Origin of the sequence: Pedobacter sp. GSP4, assembly GCF_051857575.1 — a bacterium.
Lineage (GTDB): Bacteria > Bacteroidota > Bacteroidia > Sphingobacteriales > Sphingobacteriaceae > Pedobacter.
The window spans coordinates 47,451-63,892 of sequence record NZ_JBPZIR010000001.1; the positions used below are offsets into that span (position 1 = coordinate 47,451).

Sequence of the window (16,442 nt, forward strand, 5' to 3'; positions counted from 1 at the left end):
TATAAAATAAAAAAGAGATTAAATGCTCATGGAAAATACCCCGATTGAGAAGAAATATAACAAATGGATAATTATCCTTTCCATTTTTATACCAGTGGCTGTGGCGGTTTTATTTGTGGTTAAATTGAAAGATTTAGGAATTGATGCGCCTACGCTTCCTTTCTTGCCGCCAATTTATGCCACTATTAATGGTATAACTGCGGTATTATTGGTTGTAGCGGTTTGGGCCATTAAAAACGGTAAAGTTAACCTTCACCAAAACCTGATGAAAACGGCAATTGGTTGCTCACTGCTGTTTTTGGTCATGTATATTGCCTATCATATGACTACCCCATCTACCAAATTTGGTGGAGATGGTACTGTAAAATATGTATATTTCTTTATCCTGCTCACCCATATCTTATTATCAATAGCCATTATCCCATTGGTATTGGTAACTTATGTAAGGGCTTTGGCCGAGCGTTTTGACCGCCACCGGAAAATAGCCAAAATTACTTTTCCGCTCTGGTTGTACGTAGCCATAACCGGGGTAGTAGTTTACCTGATGATTTCGCCATATTATCAGTATTAAAATAATCAGCGTATTAAAAGAAATCCCTTCATCTGCAATAAGATTGAAGGGATTTCTTTTTTAACAGTTTTTTTGGTGGGTAAGATGTCTTAATCATTATATTTGGTTAAGAAGTTAAAAGCTAGCTAAATTGTTTTAGTTAATCTTTTATTTTTTGATAAATCTTTTTATTATTACATACCCTGAGCTAATAGATAACACAAAACTGATGTTTAATTAAATTATGGCGTTAAATATTGGAGACAAAGAACGTCAGTTGATTGATAAAATCGTAGATGGTGATGAGCAGGCTTTTTCAGTGCTGTTCTTCAAATACCTGCCTGTACTTCAAATATTCGCCACAAAATTTACAAAATCTGATGATGCTGCTGAAGAAATTATTCAGGATGCTTTCTTGAGGATCTGGCTTAACCGCGATAAACTTGCCGCAGTTGAGAATGTAAAAGCTTATCTGTATAAATATGTTTCAAACGAATGCCTCACTTATCTCCGGAAAAAACTGAAAGAAGATAAAATGGTAAATGCGTTTACCGCAAAACAGCCCGATAGTGATAACAGTACGGCTGATGTTGTGCATTTGAATGAAATTACCAAAATAGTAACGGTTGCTGTCGAAAAATTACCCGAACAGCGTAAAAAGATCTATCAACTGAGTAGGCGAGATGGTAAAACCATCCCCGAAATAGCCGAAATACTCAATATTTCGCAAAGTACCGTGAAAAATGCCTTGGTAATTGCGCTCAAAAGCATCAGAATGCACCTCAATCAGCATGGTGTTACCTTCATTTTGCCCATTACCTGCTTCTTTTTTAAAATAAAATAAAAAAAAATAAAATAGCAGTAGTCCTAATTTTCTTTTACTGCTTCTTAGTATCAGAATCTTTATGGAAGAACGTTTAAATTATCTCTTACAACAGTTTACGGCAGGCGCACTGAGCGAGGTAGAAAAGCAGGAGCTTTTAACTTTGGCTGAGAGTGAAGCTACAATGCTTACTGATGAAATCGTGAAAATGATTACAGCAGAAGAAAATTTTGCCGATACAGCGATAGACGATCAAAAATGGGTTCCAGTTCTGGATAAGATTTTAGCAGTGGATAAGCCTGTAAAAGCTCCACGCAAGCTGCTGTTAAATACCTTTAAATGGGCAGCGGCAGCTGTAGTACTGATTGCGTTTTCATTCACGGCCTACATTTCATTAAGTAAGAAAAAAGAACATGTTTTTGTTACGGATGTTGCACCTGGTGGAAATAAGGCCATTTTGACTTTGGCCGACGGCAAGAAAATATCATTGAGTGATGCCGCAAATGGCGACCTGATTGAACAGGCAGGTATATCGATATCCAAAACGGCTAACGGTCAACTGGTTTATCACATTGAAAAATCAGCCGGTGCCATTGATGATACTAAAGTAAATACCATTTCTACCCCAAATGGTGGCGAGTGGGAAATCCGTTTGCCAGATGGTTCGGTGGTATGGCTCAATGCAGCATCATCCCTACAATATCCATTAAACATTGCCACTTCTAAACAGCGGCGGGTTGAATTGACCGGTGAAGCCTATTTTGAGGTAGCTAAAGATAAAGCACACCCATTTATTGTTAAAACGGTTAAGCAGGAACTAGAAGTTTTAGGTACCCATTTTAACATTAACAGCTATATTGACGAAAATGTAACCAGAACCACCCTTTTAGAAGGCAGCGTGCGCATTTCCGATTTAAATAGCAGTGATACGCAATTGCTTAAACCGGGCGAACAGTCAGTTTTATCGGACAAAGGCATAGTAGTAAAAAAAGTGAATACCGATGAGGCAATTGCCTGGAAAAATGGCTATTTCATGTTTGATAATGAAAAACAGGAAAGCATTTTAAGGAAAATTGCCAGGTGGTATAATGTAGAAATCGAATACGCTGATCCGGCCGCCAAAGAGGTAATGTACTATGGAACGGTAAGCCGCTTTGAAAAAATATCGAAAGTACTGAGAAAGTTTGAGCAGACCGGCGAAGTACGCTTTGATATTAAAGGCAATAAAGTAATCGTATATAAAGAATAAGCGAGCATAGATGAAGGCGTAACTAACCTTTATCTCTAAAAAATAAACTAATTATCAACCTTAACCTAACAACTCATGAATAAACCTCGACAAAGCTCCTGACGATCCAAAAGTTGAACGCATAAAAAAGGAGTGCTTGCAACACCCCTCTTTTATTATCTGTTTAGCTATTCCGTAAACCGGAATCGATTAAAAATCAATTATTTCTTGGATAACCGCGAAACGCAATTTTGCGTCTAAACTTTCTTGCGCTTCGCACAAAAAACAGACTATTAAATGTACAAAATTTATATTAGAATTTTATGTACGCATCGCCGCTACATACCTAAATTGCTATTGATGATGAAGTTAATTACGGTCATTCTGCTTGCTTCCCTTATGCAGGTTAGTGCAGCATCATTTGGCCAATTGGTTACATTAAAAGAGAAAAATGTAACACTTGAAAAAATGTTCCGCGAAATCAGGCTGCAATCTGGTTACGATGTTCTGCTATCGACCAATAAGATTAGCAGTACCACAACCTTTAATGCCAACTTTAGCAATTCTACCATTGAGGAAGTAATGGCGAAAATTATTTCGGGCAATGATTTAACTTATACCATTGAAGATAAGACCATCTTGATCAAACCTAAAGATAAATCGATCATAGATAAGGTACTTGGCTATTTTGTAGCCGTAAAAATAACCGGAAAGGTAAGGGATAAAAGCGGTGCCGCGCTTCCTGGGGTAAGTGTTAGAGAAAAAGGTGCTGCCAATGCGGTTTCAACAAGTAGCGCTGGCGATTATACCATTTCTGTAAAAGAAGGTGCTGTATTATCATTCAGTTATATCGGCTATAAAACACTGGAAGTGCCAGTAGGTTCAAAAACAGTTGTTAACGTTACCTTGGAGGAAGATGCTGCCCAGCTTAAAGAAGTAAATGTGGTTTCTACAGGTTATCAAACACTTGAAAAAAAGACTTTTACAGGGGCTTCTACTTTGGTTAGGGCAGCTGATGCTGAAAGGGCAGGTGTTACCGACGTAAGCAGGATGCTTGAAGGGCAGGTTGCGGGTGTAACTATACAAAATGTTTCTGGAACTTTTGGAGCCGCACCCAAAATCCGCGTTCGTGGTGCTACCTCATTTTCTGGCGATAATAAACCGCTGTGGGTAGTTGATGGAATTATCCTAGAGGATGTTGTTAATATCTCTAATGAAGCATTAACTTCTGGTGATGCCAGTACCTTAATTGGTTCATCAGTTGCTGGTTTAAACCCTGATGATATTGAAAGTTTTAACATTCTGAAAGATGCTGCTGCAACTGGTATGTATGGGGCTAGGGCTATGAACGGGGTAATTGTAGTAACCACCAAAAAGGGTAAGATTACAGAAGGAGCACCGAAAATTAGTTATAGAGGTAATTTTACCACTTATTCAAAACCAAGTTATGCGGATTTCGATATTTTAAATTCAGCCGATCAGATGGCTGTGTTGATAGAAATGCAAAATAAGGGCTATGTTCAGATTCCATCTGAATCGAGGGGAGTAAATGGAGGGCCATTTTATAAAATGTACAACATGCTCTACAATTACGATCCAGTTACAAATTCGTATGCATTGAAGAATACTAGTGCAGATAAAATAGCTTTTTTATCAAGATATGCCAATGCCAATACGGATTGGTTTGATGTGTTGTTTAAAAATTCTTTACAACAGGAGCATTCACTAAGTATTAATTCGGGTACTGATAAGTTTAAGAGTTATGCCTCAACCTCTTTTACAAAAGATAACGGGGTAACTATTGGTAACAGTGTAAGTAGGTTTACGGGTAATTATCGTGCTAACTTTAATATGAGCGATAAGTTAAGTGCAGAGCTTTTAAGTACTGGATCTGTACGTAACCAACAGGCACCAGGTGCTACCGCATTACAGTCTGATCCGGTTTATGGTAACTATTTCCGTAATTTCGATATCAATCCATATTCATATGCTGTAAATACCAGTCGTATGCTTACTGCTTATGATGAGAATGGTAATTATGAATATTTCAGACAGAACAGTGCTCCTTTCAGTATATTGAATGAGCTAAACTCAAATTATTTAAAGTTAAATGTACTCGACTTTAAAGTTCAGGGAAATGTTACTTACAAAATTATACCAAGTTTAACCTATTCAGTTGATGGTGCTTATCGCTTTGTGAAATCTGAATCTCAGATTTCAATCTTGGAAAGCTCTAACATGGCTACATCTTTCAGAACTGTTGATGATGCTACATCGTCGCAAAGCAATGGTAATCTTTACACCGATCCTGATCTACCAGGCAGTTTACCTATCAGTGTGCTGCCAAGTGGTGGTTTCTATAAAACATCGACAGACAACTTAAAAAGTTACTATTTCAGACAAAATTTATTGTTCAATAAAACTTTTAACACCAAACACAATATTGTTGCTTTCGGTGCAATGGAAGTACGTTATATCGATCGTCAGAAAGAAGCTTTTGATGGTGTAGGTTACCAATTTGATAATGGTGGGCTGGTAACACCGTATTATAAATATTTTAAAGAAGCATCAGAAGAGGGTAAACCATATTTTAGCATGAGCAATGAGTATGAAAGATATAGTGCTTTCTTCGCAAATGCGTCTTATACCTATAATGAAAAGTATACGGTGAAATTTTCTGGTAGATATGACGGTTCAAATAAGTTGGGTAGAACGGCAACAGCCAGGTGGTTACCAACATGGAATATATCGGCCAGCTGGAATATTAGTGATGAAAATTTTTGGCCAAAAAGCGATATTTTAAGTGGAGCGAAATTACGCGGATCTTATGGTTTGGTAGCGAGCATTGGTAACGCCACAAACTCTGCGGCTGTGTTTTATAACCAAATTTCGAGAAGACCTAATTTGGGCGATCAGGAAGCACAGATTTTCATTTCTAATTTAGAGAACTCTGAGTTAACCTGGGAGAAAGCTAAGGATTTAAACATTGGTTTAGATTTAGCTTTGGTAAAAAACAGGATCAATTTTACGGTCGAATATTATAAAAGAAATATTTATGATTTAATTGGTGCAATACAAACTTCGGGTATCGGCGGTGAGTATACTAAAATTGCTAACTATGGCGCCATGTCTGGTAGAGGTATAGAATTAGCGATCACAGGTAAAGCAATTGATCGTCCGAATTTTAAATGGACAACCAACTTTAACTTTGGCTTTAATACCAATAAAGTGAAAGAGCTTGAAGTTGACCCTAATATTTTTAGATCTACTTCTAATAATGGTTCTGCGGTACTCAACTACCCTCAGCGCAGTTTATTCTCGGTACAGTTTGCAGGCCTTAATCATGATTATGGTTATCCGATGTTTGTTGGTGTTGACGGAAGAACTACAACCTACATTAATTTACAGGATGATAACTTGCTGAAATTAAAATACGAAGGACCGATAGACCCAACATTTGCAGGTGGTTTTTACAATCAGTTTAGTTACAAGAGCCTTACACTATCGGCTTTGCTGGGCTTTTCTGCTGGTAACGTAATTAGGTTAAATCCAAATATTAAATCCGATTTTAACGACATTACCTCAATGAGTAGAGATTTGTTGAACAGATGGGTATTACCAGGTGATGAAAAGTTTACTACAGTTCCTGCTATACTGGATCAGCTTTCTGCTTCTAAAATTGTTGATGCAAACGGAAATGCCGTGGATGTTAGAAATGCTTATAACTTATATAATTTTTCTACGGAAAGAGTTGCTTTTGGTGATTACATAAAACTAAGACAAGTATCGTTGACTTACAATTTACCAAAAAGCATTTATTCTAAATTAGGAATGTCTGCAGCTTCGGTAGCGGTAGTTGGTAATAACTTATTATTGCTCTATTCAGATAAAAAGTTAAATGGTCAGGATCCTGAATTTTACAATACAGGAGGTGTGGCCTTGCCAGTTTCCAGACAGTTTACTTTATCATTAAAAGTTGGATTTTAATTTATAAAACCATGAAAATCAATAAAATATCATTCAGCCTAGTTGCTGTTGCATTGTTGTTTTCAATGCCATCATGCAAAAAATACTTAGAGCAGACACCAGATAACAGAGCGGAAATCAATACGGTTGAAAAACTTTCTCAACTGGTTTCAACTGCTTATCCATCAAGAGATTATTTAACTTTTACAGAAATATCATCAGATAACGCTGAAGATAGGGGCGAGGGGTTTGGTACGCTATATGACGCTATTGAACTACCTTATGCCTGGCAGGATGTAATTGGCGATGCAACAAATAGTTCAACCGCTTATTGGAATGCCTGTTATGAAGCCATTGCTGCTGCAAATCAGGCACTGGAATCGATCGAAACCAATAAGTTGGGTAATGGAGCGCTACCATACAAAGGTGAAGCATTGGTTTGCCGTGCTTATGCACATTTTATGTTGGCTACTTTATTTGCTACACCATATAAAATTGATGGTGCAAACGATGCACCGGGCATCCCTTATGTTGATAAACCTGAAACCAAGGTAATACAGCCATATAGCAGGGGAACTGTTGCCAGCACGTATGCACGTATTGCAAAAGATCTGGAAGATGGTTTGCCTTTATTACAGGCATCGGCCTATAAAGTTCCAAAATATCATTTTACACCGGCAGCAGCACATGCTTTTGCATCGCGTTTTTATTTGTTTACCGGTAAATGGCAAAAAGTAGTCGACCACGCAAGCCTTACTGTTCCGGGTAATGATTTTGTAAACAACATGCGACTGATTTCTACTTCATTGAGAACGCTTACCTATCCTGAGTTCTTAACGAGCTTTATGGGAAGTGGTCAGAAGTATAACCTGTTGCTATTAGGTACATACTCTACCTATGCGCGTTTCATTACGGGTAGTAGCAATGCCCGCCATGGTTATGGTTCGAAAATGGCTACCATGTTTTCATCAGGAAAAAATGTTACCGGTAGAGCGCTTGCTTATAACGTTTTATCTTTTGGTGTGCCAAATTATACCACTTATAAGTTTAAAGAGAATTTTTTCAATACTACGCCTGATACTGGGTTCCCTTATCTAACTTTTGCAGGTTTTACAGTTGATGAAGCTTTGATGAACAGGGCAGAAGCTTATGCAGAACTTGGACAGACTGAGCTTGCACTTAAGGATATTAACGATTTCTACAGTGTAAAGATTGTAAATTATAGCCCAACTAACGATGCGGTTACCACAGGTAAAATAGCAAATTATTATCCTACGATTACTGATCCTAAACAAGGAATTATCAGAACAATTTTAGACGCAAAAAAAGCTGAATTTTTACAAGAAGGCCTAAGGTGGTTTGATGTAATCCGCCGTGATATCACAGTAGTACACAATACCATAGATATTACTGGTAAAGAAACTTTTGCCGAACTGAAGCCTGGTGATGCGCATCGCATTTTCCAATTGCCTATAGAAGTTAAAACCTCAGGTGTTGAACAAAATCCAAGATAATTAAGATGAAAAACATACTAAAAGTGACATCGTTTCTTCTGCTTGTTGCCTTGCAATTCGCTTGTCGTAAAACAGAAACACTCAATGTAGATTACAGTTCTTTTAACCCTGATGATCCGCGTACCAATACTTCTACCGATCAATGGTTAAAATCAACTTTTTTGGATGAGTACAATATTGATGTAATATACCGCTATAACAGGTATTACCATGGTAATACTGCCAATGTGGTACCCAGCAAGCTGGAAAACATCCGTCCAACCATGCAAATTGTATTAGATGGGTTTATTAGTCCCTACCGTAAAATTGCGGGCGAAACTTTTACAAAAACGTATATGCCTAAAGAGTGGGTTCTATTTGGATCATATTCTTATGCAAATACTGCCGATCCGGGAGTTGCAGGTACAGCAGCAGCAGGTAGACGCATTACTTTGTACGGGGTAAATGAATATCAACCGCTTCCGGCAGGACAGTTTTTTGCCTGGGATAGACATAGAATTATGCACCATGAATTTGGCCATATCCTAAACCAGATTATTCCTATTCCAACCGATTTCGAAGCGATATCAAAAGGGTTTTACAAACAGCCTTACACCGATACCCCAACCGATACTGCCCGTAGAAATGGTTTTGTTACCAGTTATGCAAGCGGTATATCTACAGAAGACTATGCTGAAACCATTAGCTGGCTACTGATAAACGGACAGGTCTGGTACGATGACTGGGCTAACTTTGCCAATACAGCAGGTAAAGCAAGGTTTGTACAAAAAGAGAATAATGTTATTAATTATTTTAATAACCTGGGCATTAGCTTTAAAGCCTTACAAAAAGAAGTACAGCAGTATATGATCGGTATTGGCCGCAACGAAACCAAGTTTGCCTACTGGTTAAATAAAGCGCGTACACCATTGGTTACACCAGCTCCAAATCCTGCACCGGCTGCAGTGCCCACTTTTAAATCTTTAACCATAAACCCTAGTGCTGATTATTACGTTAAGTACGGTGGTTCAACAGCCTTTAAGCAGATTTATGATGCTGCAGTTGCAAATGTACTGGCCATTGCCCCAGGAGGAAGAAAAATTAATTTCGTCAGATTTGACTTCCCTTCTACTTCCACCATTACCATGAACGTAAACTATACCAATTCGGCGGGTACTGTTTTTGACGCAAAGTACGCCTTTAATATGGCCATAACAGTTTCAACCGGCCAGGTAAAGTTCACTACGGGAACTGCAGGTGGAACAGATGCACCATGGGTTGCAAATGCGGCTACACTAGCAACAGCGGTAAAACCATTAACAGATTATTTAACAGGTAATACCTTCGTTGCAGATTGGCTACCGGTTAATGTTACTGCTGATGATTACATGAAGCTGGGTGGTTTTACAGTGCTAAATACCCCAGGAAATTATTTTTACGGACCATTGGCTTATTAATTTTAGGAAGATGAAAAGACTATTATATTTTATGGCAATCTTGTCTGTATTGATGAGTTGCAAAAAAACATCTTATGTTCCGGTGTTCGATAAAACACCTCAAGAGAGAGCAGCAGAGCAGATAAATCTGGTTTCGACAACACTTTCTAGCGCGCCAAACGGATGGATTGCAACACTTCCTACTTTGGCAGGTGGCGGTTATTCGTTTTACATTGCCTTTGATGGTAAACAAGGGGTTACCATGTACGGCGATATGACCACAGAATCGGCTGGTACAGTAGGTACATCTAATTATAGGGTAAAGCAAGATATCGGCACCGAGTTGGTTTTTGATACTTATAACTATATCTCAATGCTTGATGACCCAAATTCGGCTATTTTGGGCGGTGCATCTAAAGTTGGTTACAGCAGTGATATCGAATTTACTTTTGATAGGCTAAATGGAGACAGTATTATTTTTGTTGGTAAAAAATACAGGCAACCCTTCAAGTTAGTAAAAGCAACAGCTGCACAACAGGGTATTTATACAAGTGGTGGTTTTTTAACAGCGATTAATAAATTAAAGGATTTTTTTGTTACCAATAAGTATCCTTACATAGAAGTTGTTAGTGGTGCTGCAACCTTAAAAGTTGGTGTGAGCTTAAATGCAACAAATAATCTAACTGCCGGTAAAAGGGCAACTTTAACAGGTGTTTTAGCTGATGGCATAACCACCGCATCTGGAACAGGCAAGTTTTCTTTTAATTTAAGTGGAGCAGATATTTTAGGAGATGGCTTAGTTTATCAGGGGATTAAATTTGTTAGGTTTTTTTGGAAGGATGCTACTACTTTGGTAATGTATGATTCAGCAGGGAAAGAATACATTGTTAAAAGCAGCCCTACCCCAATAACCCCACTTTATTTATTGCTTGGATCTGGGTATGGCGTAGTTACTATACCGAATGCAACCACCTACCCTGGCTGGAGCGCTGATTATGTAACCAGAAGGGCAGATGCTGCGAATAAAATGTTAACAGGAGGATATGCCCTTCGTTTAGAGCAAACTACTTATACGTTTAACAACGTTGCCAAAAAACTTACTATCAGGGTAAATATGCCACAAAATACAACTCAGTATGTGGGAACAATAAACTATACCTATACAAAGTCTGATAGCGGAATATTTAAATTTACTTATGTAGATGCGGATGGTAATGGAAACATTATAGTTCCTTTTATGGCAGCCTTATTGGCACAAAGATTAAATGTAGATACGTTTACGGTAGACTACTTTACTCATCCAACCACCGGTGCTTTATTAGCACAGTTTAAAAGTATAGAACATCCTGATTTTACTTTTACAGGAGGGATATAATTTCATTCATTAACGCTATTCAAAAAACCTCACCCTAAAAAGTGAGGTTTTTTTATGACATAATTTTTAAACCGCCACGAACGTTTATGCTTATATTTGTAACGGATGAAAAAGAAATTAATTTTTGCACTATTTGTACTGGTATTCACATTTGCGGTAAGCTCAAATGTGAGCGCACAATGTTCAATGTGTACCATTAATGCCGAACAGGGCGTTAAAAACGGTAATACACAAACAGCAGGTTTAAATACTGGGGTTTTGTATCTTTTATCCATTCCGTATTTAATGGCCATTATTGTTGGGGTGGTTTGGTATAAAAAATACCGCAAAAAAAATATTCACCTCAACATGAAAAAAGAACCTTTTAATTTGAATTAAAAGCATGTCTGAGCAAACTACCTCAAAGCTGTATGCCATTGTACATTGTAAATGCCCGCATTGCCGTAGAGGAGATATTTTTACCGGCAGCATGTACGGCTGGAACATACAGCACACCAAAGAAATATGCGGGCACTGCGCACAGCGGATAGAAATTGAACCTGGATATTTTTATGCCGCCATGTACGTAAGTTATGCCATGAATGTAATCGAAATGCTCATGGCCAGTTTCATCACCTATTTAATTTTCGGACCACTTACTGATGATACTTTCTGGCATTATCTGATCGTTATTTTTGCAGGGTGCTTTATTCTCTATCCTTTTAATTACCGATATTCGAGAATTATCCTACTGCATGTTTTATCACCAAATATTAAGTATAAGCCGTATTACGATAAGTAGTAAAGGTTAACCGTTTAAATTGTATAAACTGGTTGATTGTGCTTGTATTTGCAAACCATTAACCGATTTAAACGGTTAGCCTCAATAAATTGCATGAATTGATTTACGGTTTGGTTTATCGGTTAAACAGTTAACCGATTTATACAGTTAACCCTATAATTATGTTAAAAAAAGAAACCCTAAATTTTATAAAAGATGTAGCGGAAAACAATAACCGCGAATGGTTTGCTGCCAATAAAGCTGTTTATGAAAATGCAAAGGCCGATGTTTTAGCACTTGTAACCAGCATCATACCCGAGCTGGCTAAAATAGACCCGGTATTGCCGGCTGATGCCGACCCCAAAAAAAGCCTGCTGCGCATTTACCGCGATGTGCGTTTTAGTAAAAATAAAGATCCCTATAAAAATAACTATGGCATATGGTTCTCTACCAAAAAGGGAGGGAATGAGCCTGGCTATTACCTCCATATCCAACCGGGAAAAAGCTTTATAGCCGGTGGATATTGGATGCCCGATGCACCGCACTTGAAACTCATCAGGCAGGAAATAGATTACAATATCGACGATTTCAAAGAAATTATTGAGGATAAAGCATTTAAAAAAAGCTTTAAACTGGGCGAGGACAATGCGCTAAAAAATGCACCAAAAGGTTACGATCCGGCCGATCCGAACATTGGGTTACTGAAATTAAAAAGCTTTGAAGCCACCATGAAAATAGACGACGAAGAATTTTTAAAACCAAACCTCGTTAATAAGTTGATAAGTTCTTTTAAAACGGTACAGCCTTTAGTTGCATTTTTACGGAATGCGATACATGGTTAACTGTATGAGCTGCATAAATTGGTTAACTGCTGCGATTAAACAGTTAACCGATTAACCAATTAACCCCAAAATTAAAACAATGAAAAATACCTTTTTAGCCTTTGCCGTTCTTTTATTTATTTCATCCTTAACTTCCTGTGTGGTATTATCGCCTAAAAAGTACAAAGCTTTATTGGGTACCAAAGATTCGTTATACACCGCTTTTAACGAAAGTTTGGTGAAGATAGAGAACCTCGAAAAAGAAGTAGCCAAACTTAAAAAAGATACCACCTTAATGGCCGAAGAGCTGCGCGACCTGCAAAGCAATTACAATGCTATGGATGCCAGTTATAAAAAACTTAAAAACAATTCTTCGAGCGAGATTACCAAGTTATCAGGCGATTTGGCTGCCCGCGAAAAGCGTTTAAAGGAAGTGGAAGAAGTATTGCGCAAACGCGATGAAGCAACCAATGCACTTAAAGAAAAATTGCAGCAGGCATTATTGGGTTTCACCAAAAGCGGCTTAACCGTAGAAATTAAAAATGGTAAGGTATATGTTTCATTAACGGATAAACTATTGTTTCCATCGGGCAGTATTATTATCGATGAAAAAGGTAAACAGGCTTTAACGCAGCTTGCTAATGTACTAAAGCAGCAGCCAGAAATTAATATTGCCGTAGAAGGCCATACCGATAACCAGAAAATAAACAACCTGGGGCAGATTAAGGATAACTGGGATTTAAGTGTACTCAGGGCAACATCGGTAGTGCGTTATTTAACCGAAAACGAGAAAGTTGAAAGTGTACGGATGACGGCAACCGGTAAAGGCGAATTCCAGCCTTTGGGTACCAATGCAAATGCCGACGGAAGAAGTAAAAACAGACGGATAGAAATTGTACTTTCTCCAAAATTGGATGAACTTTATAACCTGATCAAATAGCGTTGCAAAGATCCAGTTAATCAATTTTAGTTTGGAGCTGGGCGTTTGGAGTTGAGCGTGAGTTAACCGATTGAAACAGTTAACCGATTAACCAGTTTGTGTTCCTAATGAACAGATTAGTTTAGCGTTTGGAGTTGAGCGCCAGTACCGATTGAAACAGTTAACCGATTAACCAGTATAATGGGCAATTTGCAGTCCCAATCAGCAAATGACCAATGAACGGATGAACCAAAAGTCTTGCAATAACTGCAGGACTTTTTTTATAGGCTCTGGTGGCGGCGATAAGATTTTAAGATCTTAAAGGTGTGTTCAAATTCGCTGCCGCTCAGGTTTGCATAATCTGGCATAGAGAGCTTGTGCATGGTTAAAAAGTTGAGCAGCTCTTTAATTACGTTCGATACCTCTTCCGAATCTTCGGTATGTTTCAGCGTATCAATCTTATTGAGCAAAAGTGAAATTTCAAACATTTTGAAATCATTCTTCGCGGTATACTCCAGGCCAATATTGGTTTCTATAAGTGCCTGCTCATAGTTGTGTGTGGCGTTATAAAAATTTGCTTTGAGCACACAGAAACCTGTCATTATAAAATTGGTATAATAGGTATAATCGCTTTTGATAATTTTATCAACAAATTGGATTATACGCTGTGCTTTTTTAAAGTAATTCAGTTTAATATAGGTTTGACCCAGGTGCAGCAACAAAAACGGCGAAAATACCGAGTGCCTAACATAGAACAGGTTGGGGTACTTGCTTAAAATGGCCATAATAAAACGGTGGCATTCGGCATAGCTTTTCTGCGAGAACAAAGTAATCAGCACCATACGGTAAGACAGTATTTCGGCTGAGCTTATTTCTTCATTTCTTTGTGGCGTACTTCTGTCAATTTCCTGGCAAAGCCTGATGATCTTATCCTCAAGGGTTTTACTTTCGTTGGGTTTGTTAACCAGGTTATTGTACAAATATAGAATTAAATCGTAAGGGTTTATCGGAAAAAGTTCGTTCAGCCTCTTGTAATTTCTTTTAAGCAGCTGCATGGTATTGGCGAGTGCAACCTTATCTACATCAATAAGGTTTACATTACATTCAATTACATGCAGCATAATCTGAATGTCTTCGTTCAGTACATTTTCCGAAATGTTTTTGATGGTTTCCTTATACAGGCTGCTCATGGTTCTGCCCGTGGCCATAATATCGATAAAATCGATACCCACACTTAATTTATTGAAATTGGAGTTGGGTTTGCCCAGTTCGTATTTAGAAACATAGCAGATAAAATCGAAGGCACTGTTTTTCTCTGCGTTAGTAAAAGGAAGTTTAAAGATACTTTTAAGGGCAGCAATTTCATTCCTGTTGATGCAGAACCTGATAGACCAGTTCAAAATGTAATCTCTCAGGGTAGTACGGCCCTCAAAATTGTTTAAAATATATTCGAACAGCGATTGACTCGGTTTATATTCAAACTTATCGGTAATCTGGATAAACAGAAAATAGGTATAGATATCGTCGTTTAAGAAACGGACTATTTCTGTTGGTATGGTGGTGCTCAACCTTTTTTCTTCGATAATAATGCCCGAATGTAAAAGTTCTTCGTAAGCATCGGGGTAACAGTTAATGTAGCTGAGGATTTTTTCTTTGGCTACCCTCAATTTTTTGCTTCCTTCCGAAATGCAGTCGCTTATTTTTTTGAGGAGGAATATTTTTTCTGTGCTTTTCTTCGCCAGAAACACCCTTTTTTCTAAAAAATAATGAATTAATTCATAGCATAACAACGGATTGTTGAGTTCCAAATGCTGGTTCTCATCCTTAAGCTTAAAATAAACATGAAGCCAAAAAGGGGTTTTAAACTGTGCGAGCAGGGGAGGGCTCACGTCGGTTTTGTTAATGATCTTATTTTCTACATTGCTGAGGGTATACAATACTTCATCGGCATTTAAAGCAGGTACATTGCTTAAAGTATCGTCATCGTAAAACAAACCCGTGTACCAGGCCTTGGTTAACGATGCCGAACCGTGTATGGCCGGCTGAAGATTGATCCAGCTATTGGTGCGTAACCCAAAAACAAGTTTAACAAAGCTGTTTTCTTCTATACTGTATAAAAAATCGATAAAGGTTTTAAAGTAGTTGCTTTTGGCCAGCAGCTCATCTATGCCGTCTACTATAATTACAAAGCGGCCTTCGCGCTTATCGGGGTTCTTTTTAAAATAGGCAATTAATTCGGTAAGGCTGGCAAATTTAAATTCTTTTAAAAACCAGTCTTTTAAGGTGGCGCCACTTTGTACAATGGTATTTATACTGGTAGAGTTAACCAGCAGCACAATATCATTTTTATATATGGCATTTTCTGAAAAGAAAAAATACTCGACCATATGGGCCAGCAATATCGATTTGCCCTGGCCTGGCTGCGCACTTACTGTGGTAAACTGATAATTGTTTTTTAGAAAATAATCAAAATCAGGGTAAAAGAAATTCCTGTTTGCAGTGGCGTTAAAAGGAATGCCCGAGTTGTTTTTGCTCGCAATAAGCGATACCTCGGTAATGGCATGGGCCTTCAGTTTTAAATCCTGCCAAATGCTTTGAACAGAGGTAGTTTGATTTTCCTTGTCTTTACAGAACGAATCCCAATCGTTATAGCCGATATACTGCGATAAACTGTTCAAGGTAAACAACGAGAATTTATGCAAAGTATTGGCAAAGCCGAAGAAACGCTTGATTGTTGTTTCGCTTACGTAATTTTTAGTTTCTTGGAATACGTATTCGGAAATAATCTTGCAATGAGCTGGGTCGATATTTCGCAAACCAGATTTTATCAGGACAAATTTCCTAAGTTCGATAAGGAGATCGTTAGCGTTCATTAAATTCAGAGATGGGATGACTGGTGCTAATGTCATCATAATTTCACAATTGTAGAAATCTATTCATTCATAACGCAATGTATGAATAAAATGAATGAAATGGATTGCATAAAAATGAATAGCAATGGATAGAATAGCAAGCTAATCTAGATATAGATTTGTCATAATTATATAATGCACCAAAAAACATTTACCTAA

At 37.9% G+C, this 16,442-nt stretch carries 12 protein-coding genes; 11 read left to right on the forward strand and 1 reads right to left on the reverse strand.

The features are described from left to right. Positions 1–28: 28 nt before the first annotated feature. The 11 genes from ACS5PU_RS00225 (at position 29) to ACS5PU_RS00275 (ending at position 13,392) form a co-directional block, all read left to right on the forward strand. On the forward strand, positions 29–571 hold the full coding sequence (locus ACS5PU_RS00225; protein ID WP_439457270.1) for a DUF420 domain-containing protein: 543 nt from the start codon (positions 29–31) through the stop codon (positions 569–571). A 223-nt stretch (positions 572–794) separates the two neighbouring features. Next, a complete protein-coding gene (locus ACS5PU_RS00230; protein WP_439457271.1) occupies positions 795–1,394 on the forward strand; it encodes an RNA polymerase sigma factor in 600 nt (199 codons plus the stop codon). 61 nt (positions 1,395–1,455) lie between these two features. Then, positions 1,456–2,622, forward strand: a complete 1,167-nt coding sequence (locus tag ACS5PU_RS00235) for a FecR family protein (RefSeq protein ID WP_439457272.1) — start codon at positions 1,456–1,458, stop codon at positions 2,620–2,622. 339 nt (positions 2,623–2,961) lie between these two features. Next, the gene (locus ACS5PU_RS00240) at positions 2,962–6,588 is read left to right on the forward strand and encodes a SusC/RagA family TonB-linked outer membrane protein (protein WP_439457273.1); all 3,627 of its coding nucleotides are present in this window, start codon (positions 2,962–2,964) and stop codon (positions 6,586–6,588) included. Between the two features lie 11 nt (positions 6,589–6,599). Continuing rightward, complete coding sequence (locus ACS5PU_RS00245; RefSeq protein ID WP_439457274.1) at positions 6,600–8,081, forward strand: RagB/SusD family nutrient uptake outer membrane protein; 1,482 nt, start codon at positions 6,600–6,602, stop codon at positions 8,079–8,081. A 5-nt stretch (positions 8,082–8,086) separates the two neighbouring features. Further along, positions 8,087–9,517: a substrate import-associated zinc metallohydrolase lipoprotein gene (locus ACS5PU_RS00250; RefSeq protein WP_439457275.1), complete on the forward strand. Its 1,431-nt coding sequence runs from the start codon at positions 8,087–8,089 to the stop codon at positions 9,515–9,517. Between the two features lie 10 nt (positions 9,518–9,527). After that, positions 9,528–10,871: a DUF4302 domain-containing protein gene (locus tag ACS5PU_RS00255; protein ID WP_439457276.1), complete on the forward strand. Its 1,344-nt coding sequence runs from the start codon at positions 9,528–9,530 to the stop codon at positions 10,869–10,871. 105 nt (positions 10,872–10,976) lie between these two features. After that, positions 10,977–11,249 carry a hypothetical protein gene (locus tag ACS5PU_RS00260; RefSeq protein WP_439457277.1) on the forward strand — a complete coding sequence of 91 codons (273 nt, stop codon included), beginning with the start codon at positions 10,977–10,979 and terminating at the stop codon, positions 11,247–11,249. A gap of 4 nt (positions 11,250–11,253) precedes the next feature. Then, positions 11,254–11,652 carry a DUF983 domain-containing protein gene (locus ACS5PU_RS00265; protein WP_439457278.1) on the forward strand — a complete coding sequence of 133 codons (399 nt, stop codon included), beginning with the start codon at positions 11,254–11,256 and terminating at the stop codon, positions 11,650–11,652. Positions 11,653–11,813: 161 nt separating this feature from the next. Further along, complete coding sequence (locus ACS5PU_RS00270) at positions 11,814–12,473, forward strand: DUF2461 domain-containing protein (RefSeq protein ID WP_439457279.1); 660 nt, start codon at positions 11,814–11,816, stop codon at positions 12,471–12,473. 79 nt (positions 12,474–12,552) lie between these two features. Beyond that, positions 12,553–13,392, forward strand: a complete 840-nt coding sequence (locus ACS5PU_RS00275; RefSeq protein ID WP_439457280.1) for an OmpA family protein — start codon at positions 12,553–12,555, stop codon at positions 13,390–13,392. Between the two features lie 260 nt (positions 13,393–13,652). Here ACS5PU_RS00275 and ACS5PU_RS00280 read toward each other — a convergent pair whose 3' ends face one another. Then, positions 13,653–16,244, reverse strand: a complete 2,592-nt coding sequence (locus ACS5PU_RS00280) for a hypothetical protein (RefSeq protein WP_439457281.1) — start codon at positions 16,242–16,244, stop codon at positions 13,653–13,655. Positions 16,245–16,442: the final 198 nt, after the last annotated feature.

Coding starts and splice junctions, on each gene's coding strand:
- ACS5PU_RS00225 (WP_439457270.1), top strand. CDS start 29: ATGGAAAATACCCCGATTGAGAAGAAATATAACAAATGGATAATTATC.
- ACS5PU_RS00230 (WP_439457271.1), top strand. CDS start 795: ATGGCGTTAAATATTGGAGACAAAGAACGTCAGTTGATTGATAAAATC.
- ACS5PU_RS00235 (WP_439457272.1), top strand. CDS start 1,456: ATGGAAGAACGTTTAAATTATCTCTTACAACAGTTTACGGCAGGCGCA.
- ACS5PU_RS00240 (WP_439457273.1), top strand. CDS start 2,962: ATGATGAAGTTAATTACGGTCATTCTGCTTGCTTCCCTTATGCAGGTT.
- ACS5PU_RS00245 (WP_439457274.1), top strand. CDS start 6,600: ATGAAAATCAATAAAATATCATTCAGCCTAGTTGCTGTTGCATTGTTG.
- ACS5PU_RS00250 (WP_439457275.1), top strand. CDS start 8,087: ATGAAAAACATACTAAAAGTGACATCGTTTCTTCTGCTTGTTGCCTTG.
- ACS5PU_RS00255 (WP_439457276.1), top strand. CDS start 9,528: ATGAAAAGACTATTATATTTTATGGCAATCTTGTCTGTATTGATGAGT.
- ACS5PU_RS00260 (WP_439457277.1), top strand. CDS start 10,977: ATGAAAAAGAAATTAATTTTTGCACTATTTGTACTGGTATTCACATTT.
- ACS5PU_RS00265 (WP_439457278.1), top strand. CDS start 11,254: ATGTCTGAGCAAACTACCTCAAAGCTGTATGCCATTGTACATTGTAAA.
- ACS5PU_RS00270 (WP_439457279.1), top strand. CDS start 11,814: ATGTTAAAAAAAGAAACCCTAAATTTTATAAAAGATGTAGCGGAAAAC.
- ACS5PU_RS00275 (WP_439457280.1), top strand. CDS start 12,553: ATGAAAAATACCTTTTTAGCCTTTGCCGTTCTTTTATTTATTTCATCC.
- ACS5PU_RS00280 (WP_439457281.1), bottom strand. CDS start 16,244: ATGAACGCTAACGATCTCCTTATCGAACTTAGGAAATTTGTCCTGATA.